General features: G+C 45.9%; 12 protein-coding genes. 5 read left to right on the top strand and 7 right to left on the bottom strand.

The genetic code is table 11. From position 1 onward, the window contains the following. Window positions 1–3180: a multidrug efflux RND transporter permease subunit gene (locus OAG1_RS02445; protein ID WP_338623644.1), complete on the top strand. Its 3180-nt coding sequence runs from the start codon at window positions 1–3 to the stop codon at window positions 3178–3180. A gap of 67 nt (window positions 3181–3247) precedes the next feature. Here OAG1_RS02445 and OAG1_RS02450 read toward each other — a convergent pair whose 3' ends face one another. After that, window positions 3248–3610, bottom strand: coding sequence for a rhodanese-like domain-containing protein (locus tag OAG1_RS02450; protein WP_152785689.1), 363 nt, complete (start codon window positions 3608–3610; stop codon window positions 3248–3250). A gap of 201 nt (window positions 3611–3811) precedes the next feature. After that, window positions 3812–5764 (bottom strand): acetate--CoA ligase, encoded by a 1953-nt coding sequence (acs, locus tag OAG1_RS02455; protein WP_338623648.1) that lies wholly within the window; start codon window positions 5762–5764, stop codon window positions 3812–3814. Window positions 5765–6137: 373 nt separating this feature from the next. On the opposite strand from acs, the gene OAG1_RS02460 reads away from it, so the two are divergent. Then, window positions 6138–6647 (top strand): hypothetical protein, encoded by a 510-nt coding sequence (locus OAG1_RS02460; RefSeq protein WP_338623650.1) that lies wholly within the window; start codon window positions 6138–6140, stop codon window positions 6645–6647. A gap of 63 nt (window positions 6648–6710) precedes the next feature. On the opposite strand, the gene OAG1_RS02465 is transcribed toward OAG1_RS02460, so the two are convergent. The 3 genes from OAG1_RS02465 to OAG1_RS02475 all read right to left on the bottom strand — a co-directional run bounded on the left by OAG1_RS02465 (window position 6711) and on the right by OAG1_RS02475 (window position 10126). Then, window positions 6711–7523 (bottom strand): family 16 glycosylhydrolase, encoded by an 813-nt coding sequence (locus tag OAG1_RS02465; protein ID WP_338623653.1) that lies wholly within the window; start codon window positions 7521–7523, stop codon window positions 6711–6713. A 162-nt stretch (window positions 7524–7685) separates the two neighbouring features. After that, the gene (locus OAG1_RS02470) at window positions 7686–8318 is read right to left on the bottom strand and encodes a 3'-5' exonuclease (RefSeq protein ID WP_016402053.1); all 633 of its coding nucleotides are present in this window, start codon (window positions 8316–8318) and stop codon (window positions 7686–7688) included. 8 nt (window positions 8319–8326) lie between these two features. Beyond that, window positions 8327–10126, bottom strand: a complete 1800-nt coding sequence (locus tag OAG1_RS02475; protein WP_152785681.1) for a DUF294 nucleotidyltransferase-like domain-containing protein — start codon at window positions 10124–10126, stop codon at window positions 8327–8329. A gap of 633 nt (window positions 10127–10759) precedes the next feature. Here OAG1_RS02475 and OAG1_RS02480 point away from each other — a divergent pair. The 3 genes from OAG1_RS02480 to OAG1_RS02490 all read left to right on the top strand — a co-directional run bounded on the left by OAG1_RS02480 (window position 10760) and on the right by OAG1_RS02490 (window position 16573). Next, window positions 10760–14281, top strand: coding sequence for a hybrid sensor histidine kinase/response regulator (locus tag OAG1_RS02480; RefSeq protein ID WP_016402051.1), 3522 nt, complete (start codon window positions 10760–10762; stop codon window positions 14279–14281). 93 nt (window positions 14282–14374) lie between these two features. After that, the gene (locus OAG1_RS02485; protein ID WP_338623657.1) at window positions 14375–14986 is read left to right on the top strand and encodes a hypothetical protein; all 612 of its coding nucleotides are present in this window, start codon (window positions 14375–14377) and stop codon (window positions 14984–14986) included. 96 nt (window positions 14987–15082) lie between these two features. Next, window positions 15083–16573: a phage tail sheath C-terminal domain-containing protein gene (locus OAG1_RS02490; protein WP_338623659.1), complete on the top strand. Its 1491-nt coding sequence runs from the start codon at window positions 15083–15085 to the stop codon at window positions 16571–16573. A 63-nt stretch (window positions 16574–16636) separates the two neighbouring features. Here the strand turns inward: OAG1_RS02490 and OAG1_RS02495 are convergent, their stop codons facing one another. Next, window positions 16637–17302 (bottom strand): response regulator transcription factor, encoded by a 666-nt coding sequence (locus OAG1_RS02495; RefSeq protein WP_016402048.1) that lies wholly within the window; start codon window positions 17300–17302, stop codon window positions 16637–16639. Between the two features lie 62 nt (window positions 17303–17364). Next, window positions 17365–17973, bottom strand: a complete 609-nt coding sequence (locus OAG1_RS02500) for a LysE family transporter (protein WP_338623662.1) — start codon at window positions 17971–17973, stop codon at window positions 17365–17367. Window positions 17974–18034: the final 61 nt, after the last annotated feature.

An 18034-nucleotide genomic window follows, 5' to 3' on the forward strand; every position in this document is an offset into this window, starting at 1 on the left:
ATGTTTTCTCAGTTTTTTATTAAACGGCCGATTTTTGCGGCCGTTATATCGCTGCTGATGTTTATTGGCGGTGCCATTGCCGTATGGCAATTACCCATTACCGAGTACCCAGAAGTGGTGCCACCAACAGTAGTAGTTACAGCTAACTACCCTGGGGCAAACCCTAAGGTGATTGCCGAAACCGTGGCTTCACCGCTTGAGCAAGAAATTAACGGTGTTGAAGACATGTTGTATATGTCTTCTCAGGCCACCTCTGACGGGCGCATGACGCTGACCGTTACTTTTGCCATTGGCACCGATATCGACCAAGCTCAAACGCAGGTGCAAAGTCGAGTTGATCGCGCCACACCGCGTTTGCCCTTAGAAGTGCAGCGCTTAGGTATTGTGACCGAAAAGTCATCACCCGATCTCACTATGGTGGTTCACCTTAGTTCACCAGAAGATCGCTACGACTTATTGTACCTATCCAACTATGCGGCACTTAACGTTAAAGACGAGCTAGCCCGAATTGAAGGTGTGGGTGCTGTGCGTTTGTTTGGTGCGGGTGATTACAGCTTAAGAATTTGGCTAGACCCTAACAAAGTGGCTGCTCTAGGTTTAAACCCCAATCAAATTATCGCTTCGATTAGAGAGCAAAACCAGCAAGCCGCTGCCGGTAGTTTGGGCGCACAGCCTAGCGGTGAGTCTGATTTTCAGATTTTGATTAACGTGAAGGGGCGTTTAAGTACCACCGAAGAGTTTGAGAACATCATCATTAAAGTGGGCGAGCAAGGCGAAGTTAGCCGCTTGCGAGATGTTGCTAGGGTTGAGTTGGGTGCTAGCAGTTATGCATTACGCTCGTTACTCGACAACAAGGATGCAATTGCTATTGGTGTGTTTCAAGCATCTGGCTCGAACGCTATCCAGATCTCTGAAGATGTACGTGCGCGTATGGCCGAGTTAGCGCAAAACTTTCCGGAAGGCCTAAACTACGACACCGTTTACGACCCAACGGTGTTTGTGCGTGGCTCTATTGAAGCGGTAGTTAAAACCTTGTTTGAAGCGGTACTACTGGTGGTATTAGTGGTGGTGCTGTTCCTACAAACTTGGCGCGCTTCTATCATTCCATTAGTGGCAGTACCGGTTTCTTTAGTCGGTACCTTTGCCTTTATGCACCTTATGGGATTCTCGCTCAATGCCTTGTCGTTATTTGGTTTGGTATTAGCGATTGGTATTGTGGTGGATGATGCCATTGTGGTGGTGGAGAACGTAGAGCGAAATATTGCCGAAGGTTTAAGCCCGGTAGCGGCTACCCAGCGCGCCATGAAAGAGGTGACGGGGCCAATTGTGGCAACTACCTTAGTACTGGCGGCAGTGTTTATTCCTACTGCTTTTATGTCTGGCTTAACCGGACAGTTTTACAAGCAGTTCGCTTTAACCATTACCATTTCTACCTTTATTTCAGCGATTAACTCATTAACCTTGAGTCCTGCTTTGTCTGCCTTGTTGCTAAAAGGTCACGACGAACCGAAAGACCGTTTAACTCGCATTATGGACAGCTTGTTTGGCAGGTTTATATTTGCGCCGTTTAATCGCTTATTTAATAAAGGTGCCAATGTATATGGTGGCATCATCAAAAAGACAATTCGCTTGTCGGCCTTGGTTGGCATTATTTATGTGGGTTTATTAGGGCTTACGGCTTATCAATTTGACACCACTCCTACTGGTTATGTGCCAGGGCAAGACAAACAATACTTAGTGGCGTTTGCTCAGTTGCCTGATGCTGCCTCGTTAGAGCGCACCGAAGCGGTAGTGAAAAAAATGTCTGAGATTGCCTTGGCGCAACCTGGGGTTGAACACGCGGTGGCGTTTCCTGGCTTAAGTATTAACGGCTTTACCAACAGCCCAAACAGCGCGATTTTGTTTACACCTTTGGCCGATTTTGACCAACGCCAAGACCCTAGCCTTTCGGCCAATGCCATCGCTGGTGCGCTTAACCAACAGTTTGCTGGTATTCAAGAAGCCTTTATTGCGATTTTCCCTCCACCACCGGTGCAGGGTTTAGGCACTATTGGTGGCTTTAGATTGCAGATCCAAGACCGCGCAAACCTTGGTTATGAAGAGTTGGCCAATGTCACCATGCAAGTGATGCAGAAGGCTTGGGCTACGCCAGCTCTTACCGGCATATTTTCAAGTTACCAAGTAAATGTGCCGCAGCTTGATTTGGATTTGGATAGAACCAAAGCCATGCAACAAGGGGTGGCGATAGATGAAGTATTTTCTACCTTGCAAGCTTACATGGGGTCAACCTATGTAAATGACTTTAATAAGTTTGGCAGAACTTATCAGGTGAATATCCAAGCCGATGAGTCCTTTAGGCAATCGCCTGAGCAAATTAGCCAACTTAAGGTGAGAAATGCCGATGGTGCGATGATCCCGCTAGGCTCCTTTGTTGATGTCTCTTATGTGGCGGGCCCAGACCGAGTGATGCACTACAACGGCTATACCACTGCCGAGATCAATGGTGGGCCAGCGCCGGGTTATAGCTCGGGTGAAGCGCAGGCTGCCATTGAGCAGATTTTGGCGGAAACTTTGCCCATCGGTATGACCTTTGAGTGGACCGAGCTTACCTATCAACAAAAGCTGTCGGGTAATACTGCAATGCTGATTTATCCCTTGGTGATTATTTTGGTATTCATGGTGTTAGCTGCTCAGTACGAGAGCTTGCGTTTGCCAATGGCGATTATTTTAATCATTCCTATGACCTTGTTATCGGCCATTAGTGGGGTATTGCTTTGGGGTGGAGACAACAACATCTTCACTCAAATTGGTTTGATTGTATTGGTAGGCTTGGCTACGAAGAATGCCATTTTAATTGTCGAGTTTGCTAAGGAGTTACAAGACCAAGGTCGCACAGTTATGGAAGCGGTATTAGAAGCATCACGCTTACGTTTACGGCCAATTCTAATGACCTCTATCGCCTTTATTATGGGGGTTGTGCCAATGGTGTTTTCTACTGGTGAAGGGGCAGAGATGCGTCAAGCGATGGGAGTGGCGGTGTTCTCTGGCATGATTGGGGTTACTATTTTTGGTTTGCTACTTACCCCACTATTTTACTATTTGCTGGCAAAGCGTAATCCTAAAACCAGTGAGCAAGCCGAGCCGCTGGCGCTAGACGCTGATATATTGGCTGCTAAGTAACACAGACAGTGGCAATTACTCTAAAGCGCCGTTACAGATTATGTAGCGGCGTTTTTGTATGGGGTGTTCAATGGCTTTTTGAGGCGAGCATTTCTTTTAAGCCGCCACCGTTTACCACCTGCTGGTAACCCATAGCTTGTAATACTTGTAAGGCGTAACCAGAACGATTACCCGAACGGCAATAAACAACGATAGGCTGGCTTTTATCTTTGGTGATGGCGGTGATCTGCTGGGCAATCACGGTGTGCGGAATGTTATGTGCGTTACTCAAGTGCCCTTGGCTAAACTCTCCTTCGCTGCGAACATCAATGAGTATCGCGTGTTGTTGCTCTACGCTTTGCCAAGCAAGATCGGAGCGCTCTGAAGCGTGGGCTTGAGACAATAGACCTATAAAACTGCAAAGCACTAGGCTTTTAAATACATTAATCATCTTCTTCTCATCCTTGTTCAGAAGCCAGTGTGGTGATGTGAAATTGCTTAATAGTGTATCGGTAATTGATGACGAAATTCTTGATCTGGTTAAACGATTTTTTAAGCTTGCTGTTAACTTTTGGATACAGATTGGTACCAAGTTGCATTATTTCTGGACAGAAAAAAGCCGCTAACTAAAGCGGCTTTTTGGTTTTAGCAATTAAGCTGCATTCGATTTTTCTTCTATTAGCTTATCAACCACTGATGGATCCGCTAGGGTCGAGGTATCACCTAGAGAGTCGGTCTCGTTGGTGGCAATCTTACGCAAAATACGGCGCATAATTTTGCCTGAACGGGTTTTAGGTAAAGCCTCTGCCCAGTGTAAAATGTCCGGCGTGGCAATTGGGCCAATTTCTTTACGTACCCAGGCTTTCACTTCTTTATGTAGCTCGGCGCTGGCCTCTTCACCGGCATTAAGGGTGATGTAAGCATATATGCCTTGGCCTTTAATTTCATGAGGAACACCTACCACGGCAGCCTCTGAAATTTTAGGGTGGGCAACTAGTGCGCTTTCAATTTCGGCGGTACCCATGCGGTGACCACTTACATTTAGTACGTCATCTACACGACCAGTAATCCAGAAGTAGCCGTCTTCGTCGCGGCGTGCGCCGTCTCCGGTGGTGTAGGTTCCAGGGAAGGTTGAAAAGTAGGTTTGTTCAAAACGCTCATGGTCACCATAAACGGTGCGCATTTGTCCTGGCCAGCTGTCTTTAATAATCAGGTTACCTTCGGCAGCGCCTTCTAGCTCATTACCTTCGTTATCTACTAAGGCTGGTTGCACGCCAAAGAATGGGCGAGTCGCAGAACCAGGTTTAAGTGCGGTTGCTCCTGGTAGTGGAGTAATTAAAATACCGCCGGTTTCGGTTTGCCACCAAGTGTCGACAATTGGACAACGCTCGTCACCAATGGTGCGGTAATACCACTCCCACGCTTCTGGGTTAATCGGTTCACCTACCGAGCCCATAATTCGCAGGCTACTGCGGCTGGTACCTTGCACGGCGGCATCACCTTGCGCCATTAGGGCGCGAATAGCGGTTGGAGCCGTGTATAAAATGGTCACTTGGTGTTTGTCACATACTTCGCTCATACGAGCTGAGGTAGGGTAGTTAGGCACACCTTCGAACAAGATGGTGGTGGCACCATTGGCTAATGGCCCATATACCAAGTAACTGTGGCCAGTAATCCAACCGACATCGGCGGTACACCAGTAAATATCGCCTGGGTGATAATCAAATACATACTTAAAGGTCATTGTGGCGTAAAGCAGGTAACCGCCCGTGGTATGTAATACGCCTTTAGGTTTGCCGGTAGAGCCAGAGGTATAAAGGATGAACAGCGGGTCTTCGGCATTCATTGGCTCTGGTGGGCAATCGGCAGCTTGGTTTTCGGTAATGTCGTGCCACCATACATCGCGGTTGGCATTCCAGTTTACTTCACCGCCGGTACGTTTTAGTACCACAACACTTTTAACAAACTCACAGTCTGGATTTTCTAAGGCTTGGTCTACGTTGGCTTTAAGTGGTACGCCACGCCCGCCGCGAACACCTTCATCGGCAGTAATCACGTATTTAGAATTTGAATCAATAATGCGACCGGCTAGTGCTTCCGGAGAGAAGCCGCCAAATACAATCGAGTGCACGGCACCAATACGGGTACAAGCCAACATGGCCACCGCTGCTTCTGGTACCATTGGCATGTACAAACACACTACTTCACCTTTTTTAACGCCTTGCTGTTTAAGCGCGTTAGAGAACTTACAAACTTGTTGGTACAGTTCGTTGTAAGTGAGCTTGCTGTCTTCTTCTGGGTTGTCGCCTTCCCAAATAATTGCTACCTCGTCACCGCGCTCTTGTAGATGACGGTCAATACAGTTGGCACTTACGTTTAGCAGGCCATCTTCAAACCATTTGATGCTTACATGACCAGGGTCGTATGAGGTGTTTTTTACTTTAGTAAAAGGCTGGATCCAATCGAGTAACTCGCTACCGTGCTTCCCCCAAAACTGATCAGGCTGGGTAATAGATTCTTGATACATATCTAGATATTGCTGATCGTTTAGTAAGCAGTTGTCTGCAATGTTAGCTTTAACGGGGTACAGCTTTTGTTCACTCATCTTCCTCTCCTTGCTTCCTCGATGTGAGGCGGGATATCGTCATTGACGTCTCGGATTTTAATCTAGACTCGCACTGACACAGGTTGTCGACAATTAGACTTTTGGTTAATTATTTGTGAAGAATAGTAAAATGCTTTATTAATCAAAGTGATTTTTTATGTTGTGCGATGAAACTGAGAGGCGGCTCACGGCCTGTGTTGGATTAATTTGCGAGCTAAAGCAACACTTTCTAATTAACGCTATTTTGCTTTGGTGGTTTTTGCAGCTAAGGGAGATAACTTTAGCTGTTAGTTTCGCTTAAAGGTGTTCGTTTAATAACTTGTTCAAGTGCGGGTACATTTGGGTTTTTTAACAAGCTCAAATGGGAAACACTATGAAAAAACTTCTCGTCATTGCCATGGTTATTGTTACCAGCGCGTGCTCAAGTATGGCCGACCGTTATGATCCAGATGTACATAATTCTGATGAAAGTGCGGTTCAGGTGACACGAGCAGTGGTTCTTAGTGTTAAGCAGGTAAGAGTAAAACCCTCTGATATAGATAAACAAGGCTTACATACTGGACTCGCTGTCGCGACTGCTGGCGGTCTTATGGCTGGTGCTGGGCGTAGTGAAAACGCACGTGATGCGGGAGCGGCATTAGCGGTAATTGGCTTAGTGGGCGCGGCAATAGAAGCCAATAATAATAAAGAGATAGAGGCTTTTCAGTACTTGGTGGAGTCTAACTCAGGTGAGGTGATGGAAATAACTCAAGCCGATGAAGTGGCTTTGAAGACCAACTCAAAGGTTATGATTACCCGCTACAATACCGGCAGAATTAAACTCACTGTTGATAACACTCAAGGTGAGGTGTTTGATAGAACTAGTGAAACTCAATATAACTAAGCTGAGCTCAGGTTAACTAGTTTTTAAAGAATCCCAGCTAGATGGCTGGGATTCTTGATTGAGTTACTCGCTGTAGTCTAAATCCATGCCTTCGGCGCTTAGGCTAAGAACTAGCTTACCGTTAACAATGTTGGCATTGTTCGGAGAGAAGGTGACTAAGTTTGATTCAAAGCCCCAATCGCCTTTGCCCCAGCGCTTTTGGTCAAAGTTGTCAAAATCGTCACGCCAAGTTAAGGCAAACTCTCCGTTATTTTGGTATTCGTAATACTCAATCCAATCTACAACTTGGTGAAGTGGCAAACTACTGGCTTTAAAGCGACCTACCCAGCCAATGGCTTCCGAAATCCAAATGTTCATGCGATAACTTTGTGGAATGTCGCGCATGGCGATAACTTGCTTTGAATTTTCGGCGGTGTCGTGGCGGATTGTTTCGCCATCTACTTCCCAAATAATCTCGTTTGGTGTCCAGGTTATGGCGTATTCAACAAACTCTTCTAGCTGTGGAACTTTGTGTTTCTTTTCGCTGTGTTTGCGTTTATTGGCTTGGCCAGTGATGAGGTTGGTTTGCAGCTGATGAGGCGTTTTACCAATGGCTTCGAAGTCTATTTCGCTCCACGGAATGCCATTGCCTTGCCAAGATTCGTTGTCGTAAGTGAAAAACGACGAAACTACTCCGGGCTCGGATACTAACTTCATGCGTACCACAAATTTGCCGTATAGCACTTTGTCGTTGCTGTAAACTTCGGCGCCAAATAGCGGCGTTTTACTGCTGTTTAGCGCACCGGTTTGGGCCAAGGTATCTTGGTTTGGTTGCTCTGCAAAGGCAGAGTAAGAGACTGAACTGGCAAGTAAAACTAATAGGGCGAGTTTTTTCATTTAACCTTCCAAACTGGAGAAAACTAGGGCTAATGTAGCCTTAAAATATACTTGGAACTAGCGGCTTTTCTCGGCAAATCACAGAGCTGTGATTAAGCGCTTATAGCTTAATTGAACGATGAAATCCCATTCATACTAGCGTTTATTTTATCAACAGGGTGGTTAAGCTGATATGGCTTGAGGCAGCGCACTGGTTGGTCTTGGGCCCAGTTGTAAACGCAAATAGATCATCGCTGCAGTTATCGCGTCGTCAATCGCTTGATGGCGACCAGATAGCGGAATACCTAAACTTTGACATATATGCACTAAGTCTTGGTTGGGGCTTATACCCACGTGGTCTACATGTACTTTGTCGGCAAACATTCGACCTACGTCGATGAGTGGATTCACCAATTTAAAACCATAACGTTGTTTGCAATGGCGGTTTAAAATCCGTTGGTCGTAGCCAATGTTGTAACCCACGATTGGCCGAGCGCCAATAAACTGCAGCAGCTTCGGCAAAGCCTCTTCAATGCTGCAGGCTTGGGCTAAATCACTGTGGCGAAGGCGATGCACTTTAATTGAGTCGCCAGCAAGTTTATCGGTAGCGCGAATTTTTATATCAAAACACTGGCTGGCCAAAATACGATTTTCACTGATGATGACCGCACCCATCGAAACGATGTCGGCCAGTTTGGTGTCTAAACTGGTGGTTTCTAAATCTAATGCTACATATTCTTTACCCCGATAAGGGGCAAACAACGTGGCGAATTCGCTGTCTTTATATTTTCGTTGGTAAAGCAAACGCTGCAACATTTAACCGCCTAGTAATCGCGAATATTAAAGTGTAGCGCTAATAGCTGCTTAAACTTTTTCACAACGTGTAAGCCATGGCGTAATAAATCTCGCTGACTGTGATTGAGTTTGTCTAGCTTAAGCACGTGATAGTCTTGGCCCTCTTCAGCGGGGAATAACTGTTGAATACGCAGTTTAAAAAACAGCAATAGTGCTTCTTTAAGGTTAGCTGCACTGTCCTCGTCTATCACTTTTAATGAGGCGAGCTGTTCTATGCGCTCTAAGGTATTGGTCGCGCTAATTGCATGTTCTAAGGCTAGGGCGCGCACCCCATGCACAATAGGAAAAATCCCGCCTTTCTTGATATCTAAGCCTGCTTGTTTGGATTTAATATTGCCAAACATGGTGAGTGGGGTATGAAACTTTAAGGCTGGCTGGGCAAAAAACGCCAAGGTAACGCTGCGATTAGCCATTTGTGCCATTAGATCTTTGCGTAATCTACGCAGAAGGCTTTTATTGCCTGCAATGGCGTGGGCATCTAATACTATGGCGAGGTTCATCATGGCATCGCCGTGGCCGGTTTCTATCCAATTGGCAATGGTTTTACTCCATTGGCTTTGTTGCTGCACCCATTCTGGGTTGTTAACCATAATGTTGCCGGGGCAAGGCGGATAACCTAACTCGAGCAGGTATTCGCTAAACTGATTTAGTTGCTGTTGTCGCTCTGGCCAATCATAACCATCTTCGATGACTAAGCCGTTATCTTGGTCGGTTTTAACGATTTGCTCGCCGCGACCTTCACTGCCCATCACCATTAAACATATGTGGTTGTGATGTTGGTGAGGGATGCTCAGTTCAAACACTCGGCTAATAATTTGCTCATTCATGGTGGCTAGCAACTTCATAATAAATAAGGTGCGAATGCCGTTATTGCAGAGGTTTTCTACTAGTTTATTGAGGGTGTGTGCCGCTTCGCTGAGTTCTTCAATACTTGAGGCGCGAGCAATGCGTAAAGCCAATACGTGAGAGTGGGTCGAGAACAAGCTAAGCAGATGCGCCATCTCAAGTATGCCAATGATCTTTTGCTGGTCTTTTACCACCACTCGCTCGATGCTGTTGCGCGTCATTAACAGCATGGCGTTAAACAAAAAATCGCCTTTGTTCACACTGATTAAGTTGAAGTTGGCTAACTGGCAAACCGGAGTATCGAGAGATTGCTGCACCAGTACTGCAGCATGGAGTAAGTCGGTACCAGTTAGCATGCCAAAGCAGCCGTCGTGATTGACCAGTAATGACTCAAGCTTTTGCTCGCGCATAATTAGGGTGGCTTGCTGCAGCGAGGTCTCTCCTTCAATGACCACTGCGGGTTGTACGTTGCGTTCATCAATGGTGGTGAGGATAAACTCTGCCAAGTTCTTATTGCCTTCGCGAGACTCTACCAGTTGGTGACGGGTGGCTAAGTCACGCTGAAAATAGTCACCAAAATCGCTGTTTTCACTCACTAAGCGGCGGAAGATTTGGCTAGGCAGGGCGTAACAAAGGGTTTCTTCTAGGGCGATGTAGTCATGTTTTGCATAGCCGCCAAATTGCGAGCGTACATCAAACCAGTCTTCTAGCGTGTAGTGGGCAAATACCTCATCATTATTGTCGGCGCGCTCTTCAACTTGGCCTTTAATAATAATGAACAAACTGGAGGCTTGTGCGCCCGCTGTAACTATTTTTTGCTGGCTTTGAAAATAGTGAATGTCTAGATTGCTAGACACCAGTTCACGCTGCTTGGGCTCAAGCTGATCAAAGGGCGGGTGCTGAAAATTAAAGTCGGTACTCATTGCCTCACCTAGTCGTGTTTAACTCAGGTATTTATCCGTATTTAGCATGATATTTTTTGCTTAGCGAACCTAGACGACTTTAGTCTAAACGCGGCCTTAAGCGGATTTTGGCAGCTAGAAAATGCAGTTTTTGTTAAGTTTAAATTCCCTGCTTTCCTAGGGGCTGTTGATCTTTGGTGTTGAAATTTTGTTCGAGCTAAGCGGGCTTTAATCGCGGCGAGCACTTAGAAGCCTAGTGGGCTAAGCAAGAAGTGCTTAACAAAGAGTAAAGTTCGCTTACCCGAACCCTGCGGGCAGCATTTCTTAGCCATTTATTCAGCGTTAGCGAGTGATTATTCAGCCCACTTAACTGCACACTCACTGCCTTGCCTAAATGGCTAAGAAATTGCTGCAAAAACCATCAGCAAAGATCAACAGACCCTAGTAATAGTTTGATAACTCTTTGTATTAATCACAGTTATCGACAATCTTTTTTGCTAGCGTAAGTTAAGTGAACGAGCTGCAGATAAAATGAGCAGTAAATCAATGTTTGTAGGCAGGTAGAAAAATGGATGTTGTTCTAGTTGTTGATAGTGGAGGCTGGGTTAAGCCTTGTATTAAATGGCTTAGTGATCACAAGGATAGAAAGAATAAATGCAAATAGTAAGTGAGGGCTGGTTAGTTATCCCGCTGTCGTTGGCGTACTTGGGTTTGCTATTTGTGATCGCCTATTTTACCGATCAAAATGCCAGTGCCCGTTTGCGCTGGCAACCGGCTTTTTATAGCTTTTCTATCGCTGTTTATTGTACCTCGTGGACCTTTTACGGCACCGTGGGCCAAGCCAGCGAGAACTTCTTATCTTTTATTCCCATTTACCTTGGTCCGGTACTGCTATTTCTGTTTGGTTGGAAACTACTCGCTAGAGTGGTGTTAATCGCTAAACGCGAACACATCACAACCATTGCCGACTTTATCGCAGCACGTTATGGCAAGTCACAAACCTTAGCAGTAGTTATTTCACTTATTTGTATTATTGGTGTTTTGCCGTATATCGCATTGCAATTACGCGCCATTGTGATGGGTTTAGACTTGTTTGGCGGCGATGCAATGCGTGAAGCCGTGGGCAAAGGCAGTAGCTCGCAAATCGCCTTGTTTGTGAGTATCGCCTTGGCGATATTCACCATGTTATTTGGCACTCGCCATATTGATGCCACGGAGCATCACCGTGGGGTGATTGTAGCGATTGCTTTTGAGTCGCTGGTTAAGCTGGTGGCCTTTGTTTGTGTGGGTTTGCTAGCGGTATCGATACTGTGGGATTTGCCGCTTAGCGCCCAGCAAGCGGTAAGTGAGTCCTTTAGCTTTAAATGGCAAGAGATTAGCGTTGCCGACGTGACAGATTTGGTAATTGCCACGCTGTTAGCGATGTCGGCAGTTATTTGTTTACCCCGCCAATTTCATGTAACTGTGGTAGAAAACAACCAAGTTAATGATTTAAAAACCGCGCGTTGGCTATTTCCTGCCTATTTGGTGTTGCTGGCTATTTTTGTATTACCCATCGCCTTTGCTGGTGATGTTTTGCTACCGGCAAATACGCCCGCCGATAACTATGTAATTAGTTTACCGCTTGCGGCAGGGCATGATTGGTTAGGCATGGTGGCATTTTTAGGTGGAACCTCCGCCGCCAGCGGCATGGTGGTGGTGTCGACCATTGCTTTAGCCATTATGGTGAGCAACGATTTAGTGTTACCGCTGCTGCTAAAACAAGGCGGTTTGAGCCGTCGCAATTTTGCTCAGTTTAGCGAACTACTGCTTAATGTTCGCCGCACCACCATTTTGGTGATTTTGTTGTTGGCTTGGGGCACCTTCTTAATGTTGGGTGAGCTAACAAACCTTGCTGATATTGGCTTCTTATCTTTTGCTGCAATCGCTCAATTAGCGATTCCACTTATCTTTGGTTTGTACTGGCGAGAAGGCAATCGAACCGGTGTTTATGCTGGTTTGTTAGTGGGCATGAGCTTATGGCTACTCAATTTACTCAATATGACCGATGGCCTAAATCCCTTGATTTTTAACCAATGGATTGCCGATTGGCTGACTGCACCGCAACTTGCTGGTCACGCGCTGATCTCCAATGAAAACTGGGGCATTGTGCTTAGTTTGTTGGGTAACTTGCTGGCGTATTTATTGGTGTCTAAGTTATCTAGCCCAGCCGTTTCCGAGTGGCTGCAAGCCAGTAACTTTGTTGGCCAAACCGGTAAAAGTGATGATGCCGGCGCGCTATACCAATCAAAGGTGAGTGTAGAAGAGCTTCACATGCTGGCATCGCGCTTTTTGGGGACTCAACGCATTAGCGAGGCATTTGGTAAATATGCGAGCTCTCGAGATCTGGACCTTAGCCCTAATCAACAAGCGCCGGTGGAGCTGATTGCCGAAACGGAACGCATGTTAGGTGGGGTATTTGGTTCATCGTCGGCGCGTTTAGTGCTGGGTTCTGCCCTGCAAGGTAAGCAAGTTCAACTTGAAGAGTTTGCCTCGATTGCCGAAGAAGCCTCGGAGCTACTGCAGTTTAATAAACACCTGTTACAAGGGGCCATTGAGCACATTGATCAAGGCATTGCCATTGTAGATAAAGAGCTAAAATTGGTGTCGTGGAATCGCCGCTATACCGAGCTATTCGATTTTCCTAATGGCATGATTGCAGTAGGTCGGCCGATTGAAGATCTAATTCGCCATAATGCTATCAATGGTTTGTGTGGTCCGGGTGATATTGAAGAACACGTAGAACGTAGGGTAGAGCATTTGCGTCGTGGCAATAGCCACACCTCTTCACGGATCAGGCGTGATGGTCGGGTGATTCAAGTGCAAGGTAACCCGATGCCAAATGGTGGCTATGTAATGACCTTTAGTGACATTACCACCTTTCGCCAAGCAGAAGACATGCTCAAACAAGCTAACGAGATTCTTGAGGCGCGAGTTGCCCAGCGTACTCAACAGTTATCGTCTATTAACCAACAGTTGGTGCATGCTACCCATGCCGCAGAGCAAGCTAACCAATCTAAAACGCGCTTTTTGGCGGCGGTAAGCCACGACCTTATGCAGCCGTTAAATGCCGCTAAGCTGTTTGCTGGCTCTTTGCTTGAAGCCGACTTAGAAAACGACACCAAGTTTTTGGCTGCAAGCATCGATAAGTCGCTGTATTCTGCCGAGGAAATCATTAGTGATTTGCTGGATATTTCACGCCTTGAGTCAGGTCGCGTGGTGGTAAGTAAAGAGCAATTTGAAATAGGCCATTTGCTTGACCATATTCATGCTGAATTTATCCCCTTAGCCCAACAACAAGCGGTAGAGCTTAAGTTACATACCAGCAAGCTTACTGTAAGCAGCGACAGCAAATTGTTACGCCGCATTTTGCAGAACTTTCTTACCAATGCATTACGTTACAACCCTAAAGGTAAGGTTTTATTGGGGGCGCGCCGCAAAGGCAATAGCTTACGTTTGGAAGTATGGGACAATGGCCCTGGTATTGAGCAAAGCAAACAGCAGCAAATTTTTGAAGAGTTTCAACAGTTACAAAAGTCTGGCCGAGCTAGGGAAGAAGGCTTAGGTTTAGGTTTAGCAATTGCCCAAGGCTTTGCCGAGTTACTGGAAATTCCCATTGGTGTTGAATCGGTACTTGGCAAAGGCTCGGTATTTTACGTTACTGTTCCTGTGGTTGAAGCAGCCAATATCTATAAAGCTAAGCAATTAGAAGGTGCTCCCATTAGCACTACTCAAGGCGCAAAAGTACTCTGTATTGACAATGAGCCCGACATTCTTGCCGGCATGGAAAGCCTGCTAAGCCGTTGGGGCTACGAAGTGATTTGCTGTGAAGATGCCGATACCGCCGCAGAAGTAATAGAGGGCGGTTGGGTGCCAGAATTAATTCTTAGTGATTATCACCTCGACTATGACAAAACCGGTTTAGAAGCGCTGCAGCGCTTAATTCATCAAGGGCAACTCTCTTGTCATGGCATTGTTATTAGCGCCGATAGGCAAACTGATCTAATCGACCGCGTACGCGCTCAAGGTTTTGCCTACTTAAGTAAACCACTGCGTCCATTGCGTTTGAAAAAACTCTGCCAGCAGCTGCTTAATAGCCAAAAAGGCGCTAATGATTGGCTAAAGCCGAGCTCTTAAGTGGACAGAATGGTTGATGTTTTAACGCGTACTTGAACAACAATAGTCTTACGATGTCGCTAATTTTTCATTTCTATAAACGGGAGGGGTAGCTTGATTAGGTGGGGAGTAAATAGTTTTCTTAGCACTAATATGCGGCTGATGGCCAATTGGAATGGCAGTGCTTGGCAGGTGTTCGATTGTTTTATAGTGGCTAAACCTAAAACCTTACCCGCTCCAACTTGTAAGTTATCTCCAACCGGCAGTTGGCAAATTTTTGAAACAGCTGAAAGAACCTTGTATTTGTCTTTGGTTAATCGTGAGTTGCTAGTTAGTTGGGCAGAACTAATTCCATTGATGGCTGAATATAGTAAAGGTTTTGTGCAAACGATGCTCCGCCAAGAAGTCCAGAAGCTAGTATTAGAGGCAGAGAGTCACCCTCAAGAAGTAAAACGAGCGCGCCAATTGGGAATTAGTGTTCATCAACTCTGGTGGTTGCAAGCGCTGGATCAGTATCCAGAAGAGCTGACTTATCACAGTACAACAAGCTCACATATAGCTGAATGGCGATGTGAGCAGCTCGAACCAGCATTTGCTAAGCCACTAGTGAGCCGTGATCTACGTACTCTTACTAAGCTCGGGTGGTTGTCGTTTGATGGAGAGCGTTATCATCGTACCAGCAAATTTATTCCTCCGGCCGCAGAGCATTTGACTAAGATGTTTTGAGTATGTGTAGTTTTCTTGGTTTGTTATACCTATCTCGACGCAGCAAAGAAGATCAAAGCCTCAGAAATATTAGTGGATCTATAAGAGGAAAACGGCATGAGAAACATAAAAACTCCCGGTGTGTATATTGTTGAAAAAAATGCGTTTCCAAATTCAGTCGTGGAAGTAGCAACTGCAGTACCGGCATTTATCGGCTATACCCAAACCGCTAGTAAAAATAACAAGTCAGTACTAAACAAACCTATTCGGATAAGCTCGATGGCTGAGTTTCAAAGTGTTTTTGGTTTTGGAGCTAGATTGCAGTTTGATTTTGCACAAGCCGCTGACGCTGCAAGCGCAGATATGTCTTTAGATGACAAGCACTATACAGTTGCAGCAAGCGGCAATAAGTATCGTTTGTACCAAAGTATGCAGATGTTTTTCTTAAATGGCGGTGGTCCTTGCTACATCGTATCGGTTGGTGATTACGCGACAGACATGGCTAAAGACGCAATGTTAGCTGGCATTACTTCCTTAGTTGAAGAGCAAGAGCCTACCCTGGTGGTGATTCCTGATGCAGTCAGTCTTGCAGCTGCCGATTGTTACGCGGTGCAGCAGCAAATGCTGATGCATTGTGGCAGTAAAATGCGCAGCCGTATTGCACTGTTAGATGTTCATAACGGATTTCAAGACGAAGAAGACAGTGTGGCAGCGTTTAGAGCTGTAATATCAAATAAAGAGATTGGTGGTTTTGGCGCTGTGTATTTCCCATGGCTAAACAGCACTTTGTTTAGTCATTCAGATGTTCACTTCGGCTTTTTAAGTGACGAAGGTAAAGCGGTATTGCAAGCGGCTATAAACGCAGAGCTTGGTGCACCTGATGCCACGTCAGATATAGGTAGAATGTTGGCAGGACTTACTGCTACCGAAACAGGTGATGACGATCCTACTCCCGAAGTTATTGATAAAGCCTTACGTGCATCCTGTATTACTTACCCAGCACTTGTTAAAGAAATTTGCAGTCAACTCAATTTGCTGCCTCCATCTGGCGCGATGGCCGGTTTGTATGCCATGACCGACAATATGCAAGGAGTATGGAAAGCGCCTGCGAATATTGAAGTAGTTGGCGTCACTTCACCTGCTTTGATTGTTTCCGTCGAAGAGCAAGAAAGCTTAAACGCAGATGGCAATGGTAAATCGATAAATGCGATTCGCTCATTTACCGGTCAGGGAACCTTAGTTTGGGGGGCTCGAACTCTGGATGGCAATAGCTTGGATTACCGTTACGTTAATGTGCGCCGCACCATGATTATGCTCGAACAATCGCTAAAACTAGCGGCTAAAGCATATGTATTTGAGCCAAACGATGCACAAACTTGGGTCACGATTAAAAGCATGATTTCTAACTTCCTTACAGGAATCTGGAAACAAGGGGGCTTAGCTGGATCGGTGCCAGCAGAAGCCTTTAGCGTGCATGTTGGCTTAGGTGAAACCATGACCAGTGAGGATATTCTTGAAGGGATTTTAAAGATTACAGTACTTGTTGCGATGACTCGCCCTGCCGAATTTATTGAAATTACTTTCCAGCAGCAAATGCAAAAATCTTAAGCTTAATTTATTGCCTAAAACACTAAGCCCGACCAGCGGGCTTTCTAATTTTTCAGAAGCTTTTTAAATCTCGTTATCTTCTGGGCTTGGCTCTAGCTCTAATTGCTGCAAGGCGATTACTGCTTGGGTGCGGTTTTTCACGTTAAGTTTGCGGAAAATCGCAGTAACGTGGGCCTTAATGGTGGCCTCCGATACATTTAGCTCGTAGGCAATTTGCTTGTTTAGCAGGCCTTCGTTAAGCATTACTAATACTTTGTATTGCTGAGGGGTAAGGCTGGCTAAGCGTTCGGCTAGAGGGTCTTCCTCAGCTTGAGCGCTAAAGCTTATGCCTTCTGGGAACCAGTCGTCGCCTTCAATAATGTGTTGAATGGCGGCAACCAATTGTTGTAGCGGGGTCGATTTAGGAATAAAGCCGGTGGCGCCAAGCTGCTTGGCTTTTTGTACTACGCTTACTTCCTCGCTGGCCGAGATCACCACAATTGGCAATTCAGGGTACTGGCCATGTAAGTGGGTAAATGCCGAGAAGCCATTGGCGCCGGGCATCTTCAAATCCAATAATAGTAGGTCGGGTTCGCGCTCTAGTTCGAGCAGTTTAAGTAGGTCGTTAACATTCTCAGCTTCTAGTAACTGAGCATCGGGAACGGCAGTTTGTACTGCCTGCTGAAGAGCACTACGAAACAAGGGGTGGTCGTCAGCGATAATGATCTTGTAGGTATCTTCCATAACCATGATTCATCTGCCTTTTTTTTGACCATAGCACCAAGCCCTGCGGGTTTCAATTTGCAGAGGGCTTAACTGTGAAGGCCGAGCAAAGTTCCCATTCCAAGTAGGGTTGTACCGCTAAATCTATTCACCCATTGTTGGTAGCGCTGTAGCTGAATTTGCACTTTATGATGCGATAAAATGCGCACCAATAGGTACCACAATAATGCGGTTTCTAGTAATAAAGCAGCTCCGAGTATCAGCTTTTCGCTGAGTAGTGTTTCACTACCAATAAACTGACTAAATACGCTTACTACAAAAACTAAAATCTTTGGGTTGAGTAGGTTACAAGCAATACCGCTTAGCACCACTTTTTTAGCGCGCTTAGGTTTGCCTTGGCTGGCGAGTTCCATCAGCTCGGAGCGACTAAATAAGGTTCTTAAGCCTAGGAATACCAAAAAGCCTGCGCCGCCCCAACGCAATACTTCAAACAATAAAGGCGATTGTTTAATGATGATAGATAAGCCGCCAATGGCTAGCGCGATATGGATACTAAAGCCTAGCAATACGCCCATTACACACAATGCTGCTTGGCGTTTTCCGCTGCTGGCATGGCGCAATACCATTACCATGTCTGGGCCAGGGCTTAACATGCCTAATAAATTGATTAATAAAAGTGCGCTTAATGCTTCTAACACGCGTTCATCCCTGAAAGTATTGAGATTTAAAAACTGCGGCTAGTGTAGAAGTTGCTACTGC

Source organism: Agarivorans sp. OAG1 (genome assembly GCF_037076485.1).
Taxonomy (GTDB): domain Bacteria; phylum Pseudomonadota; class Gammaproteobacteria; order Enterobacterales; family Celerinatantimonadaceae; genus Agarivorans; species Agarivorans albus.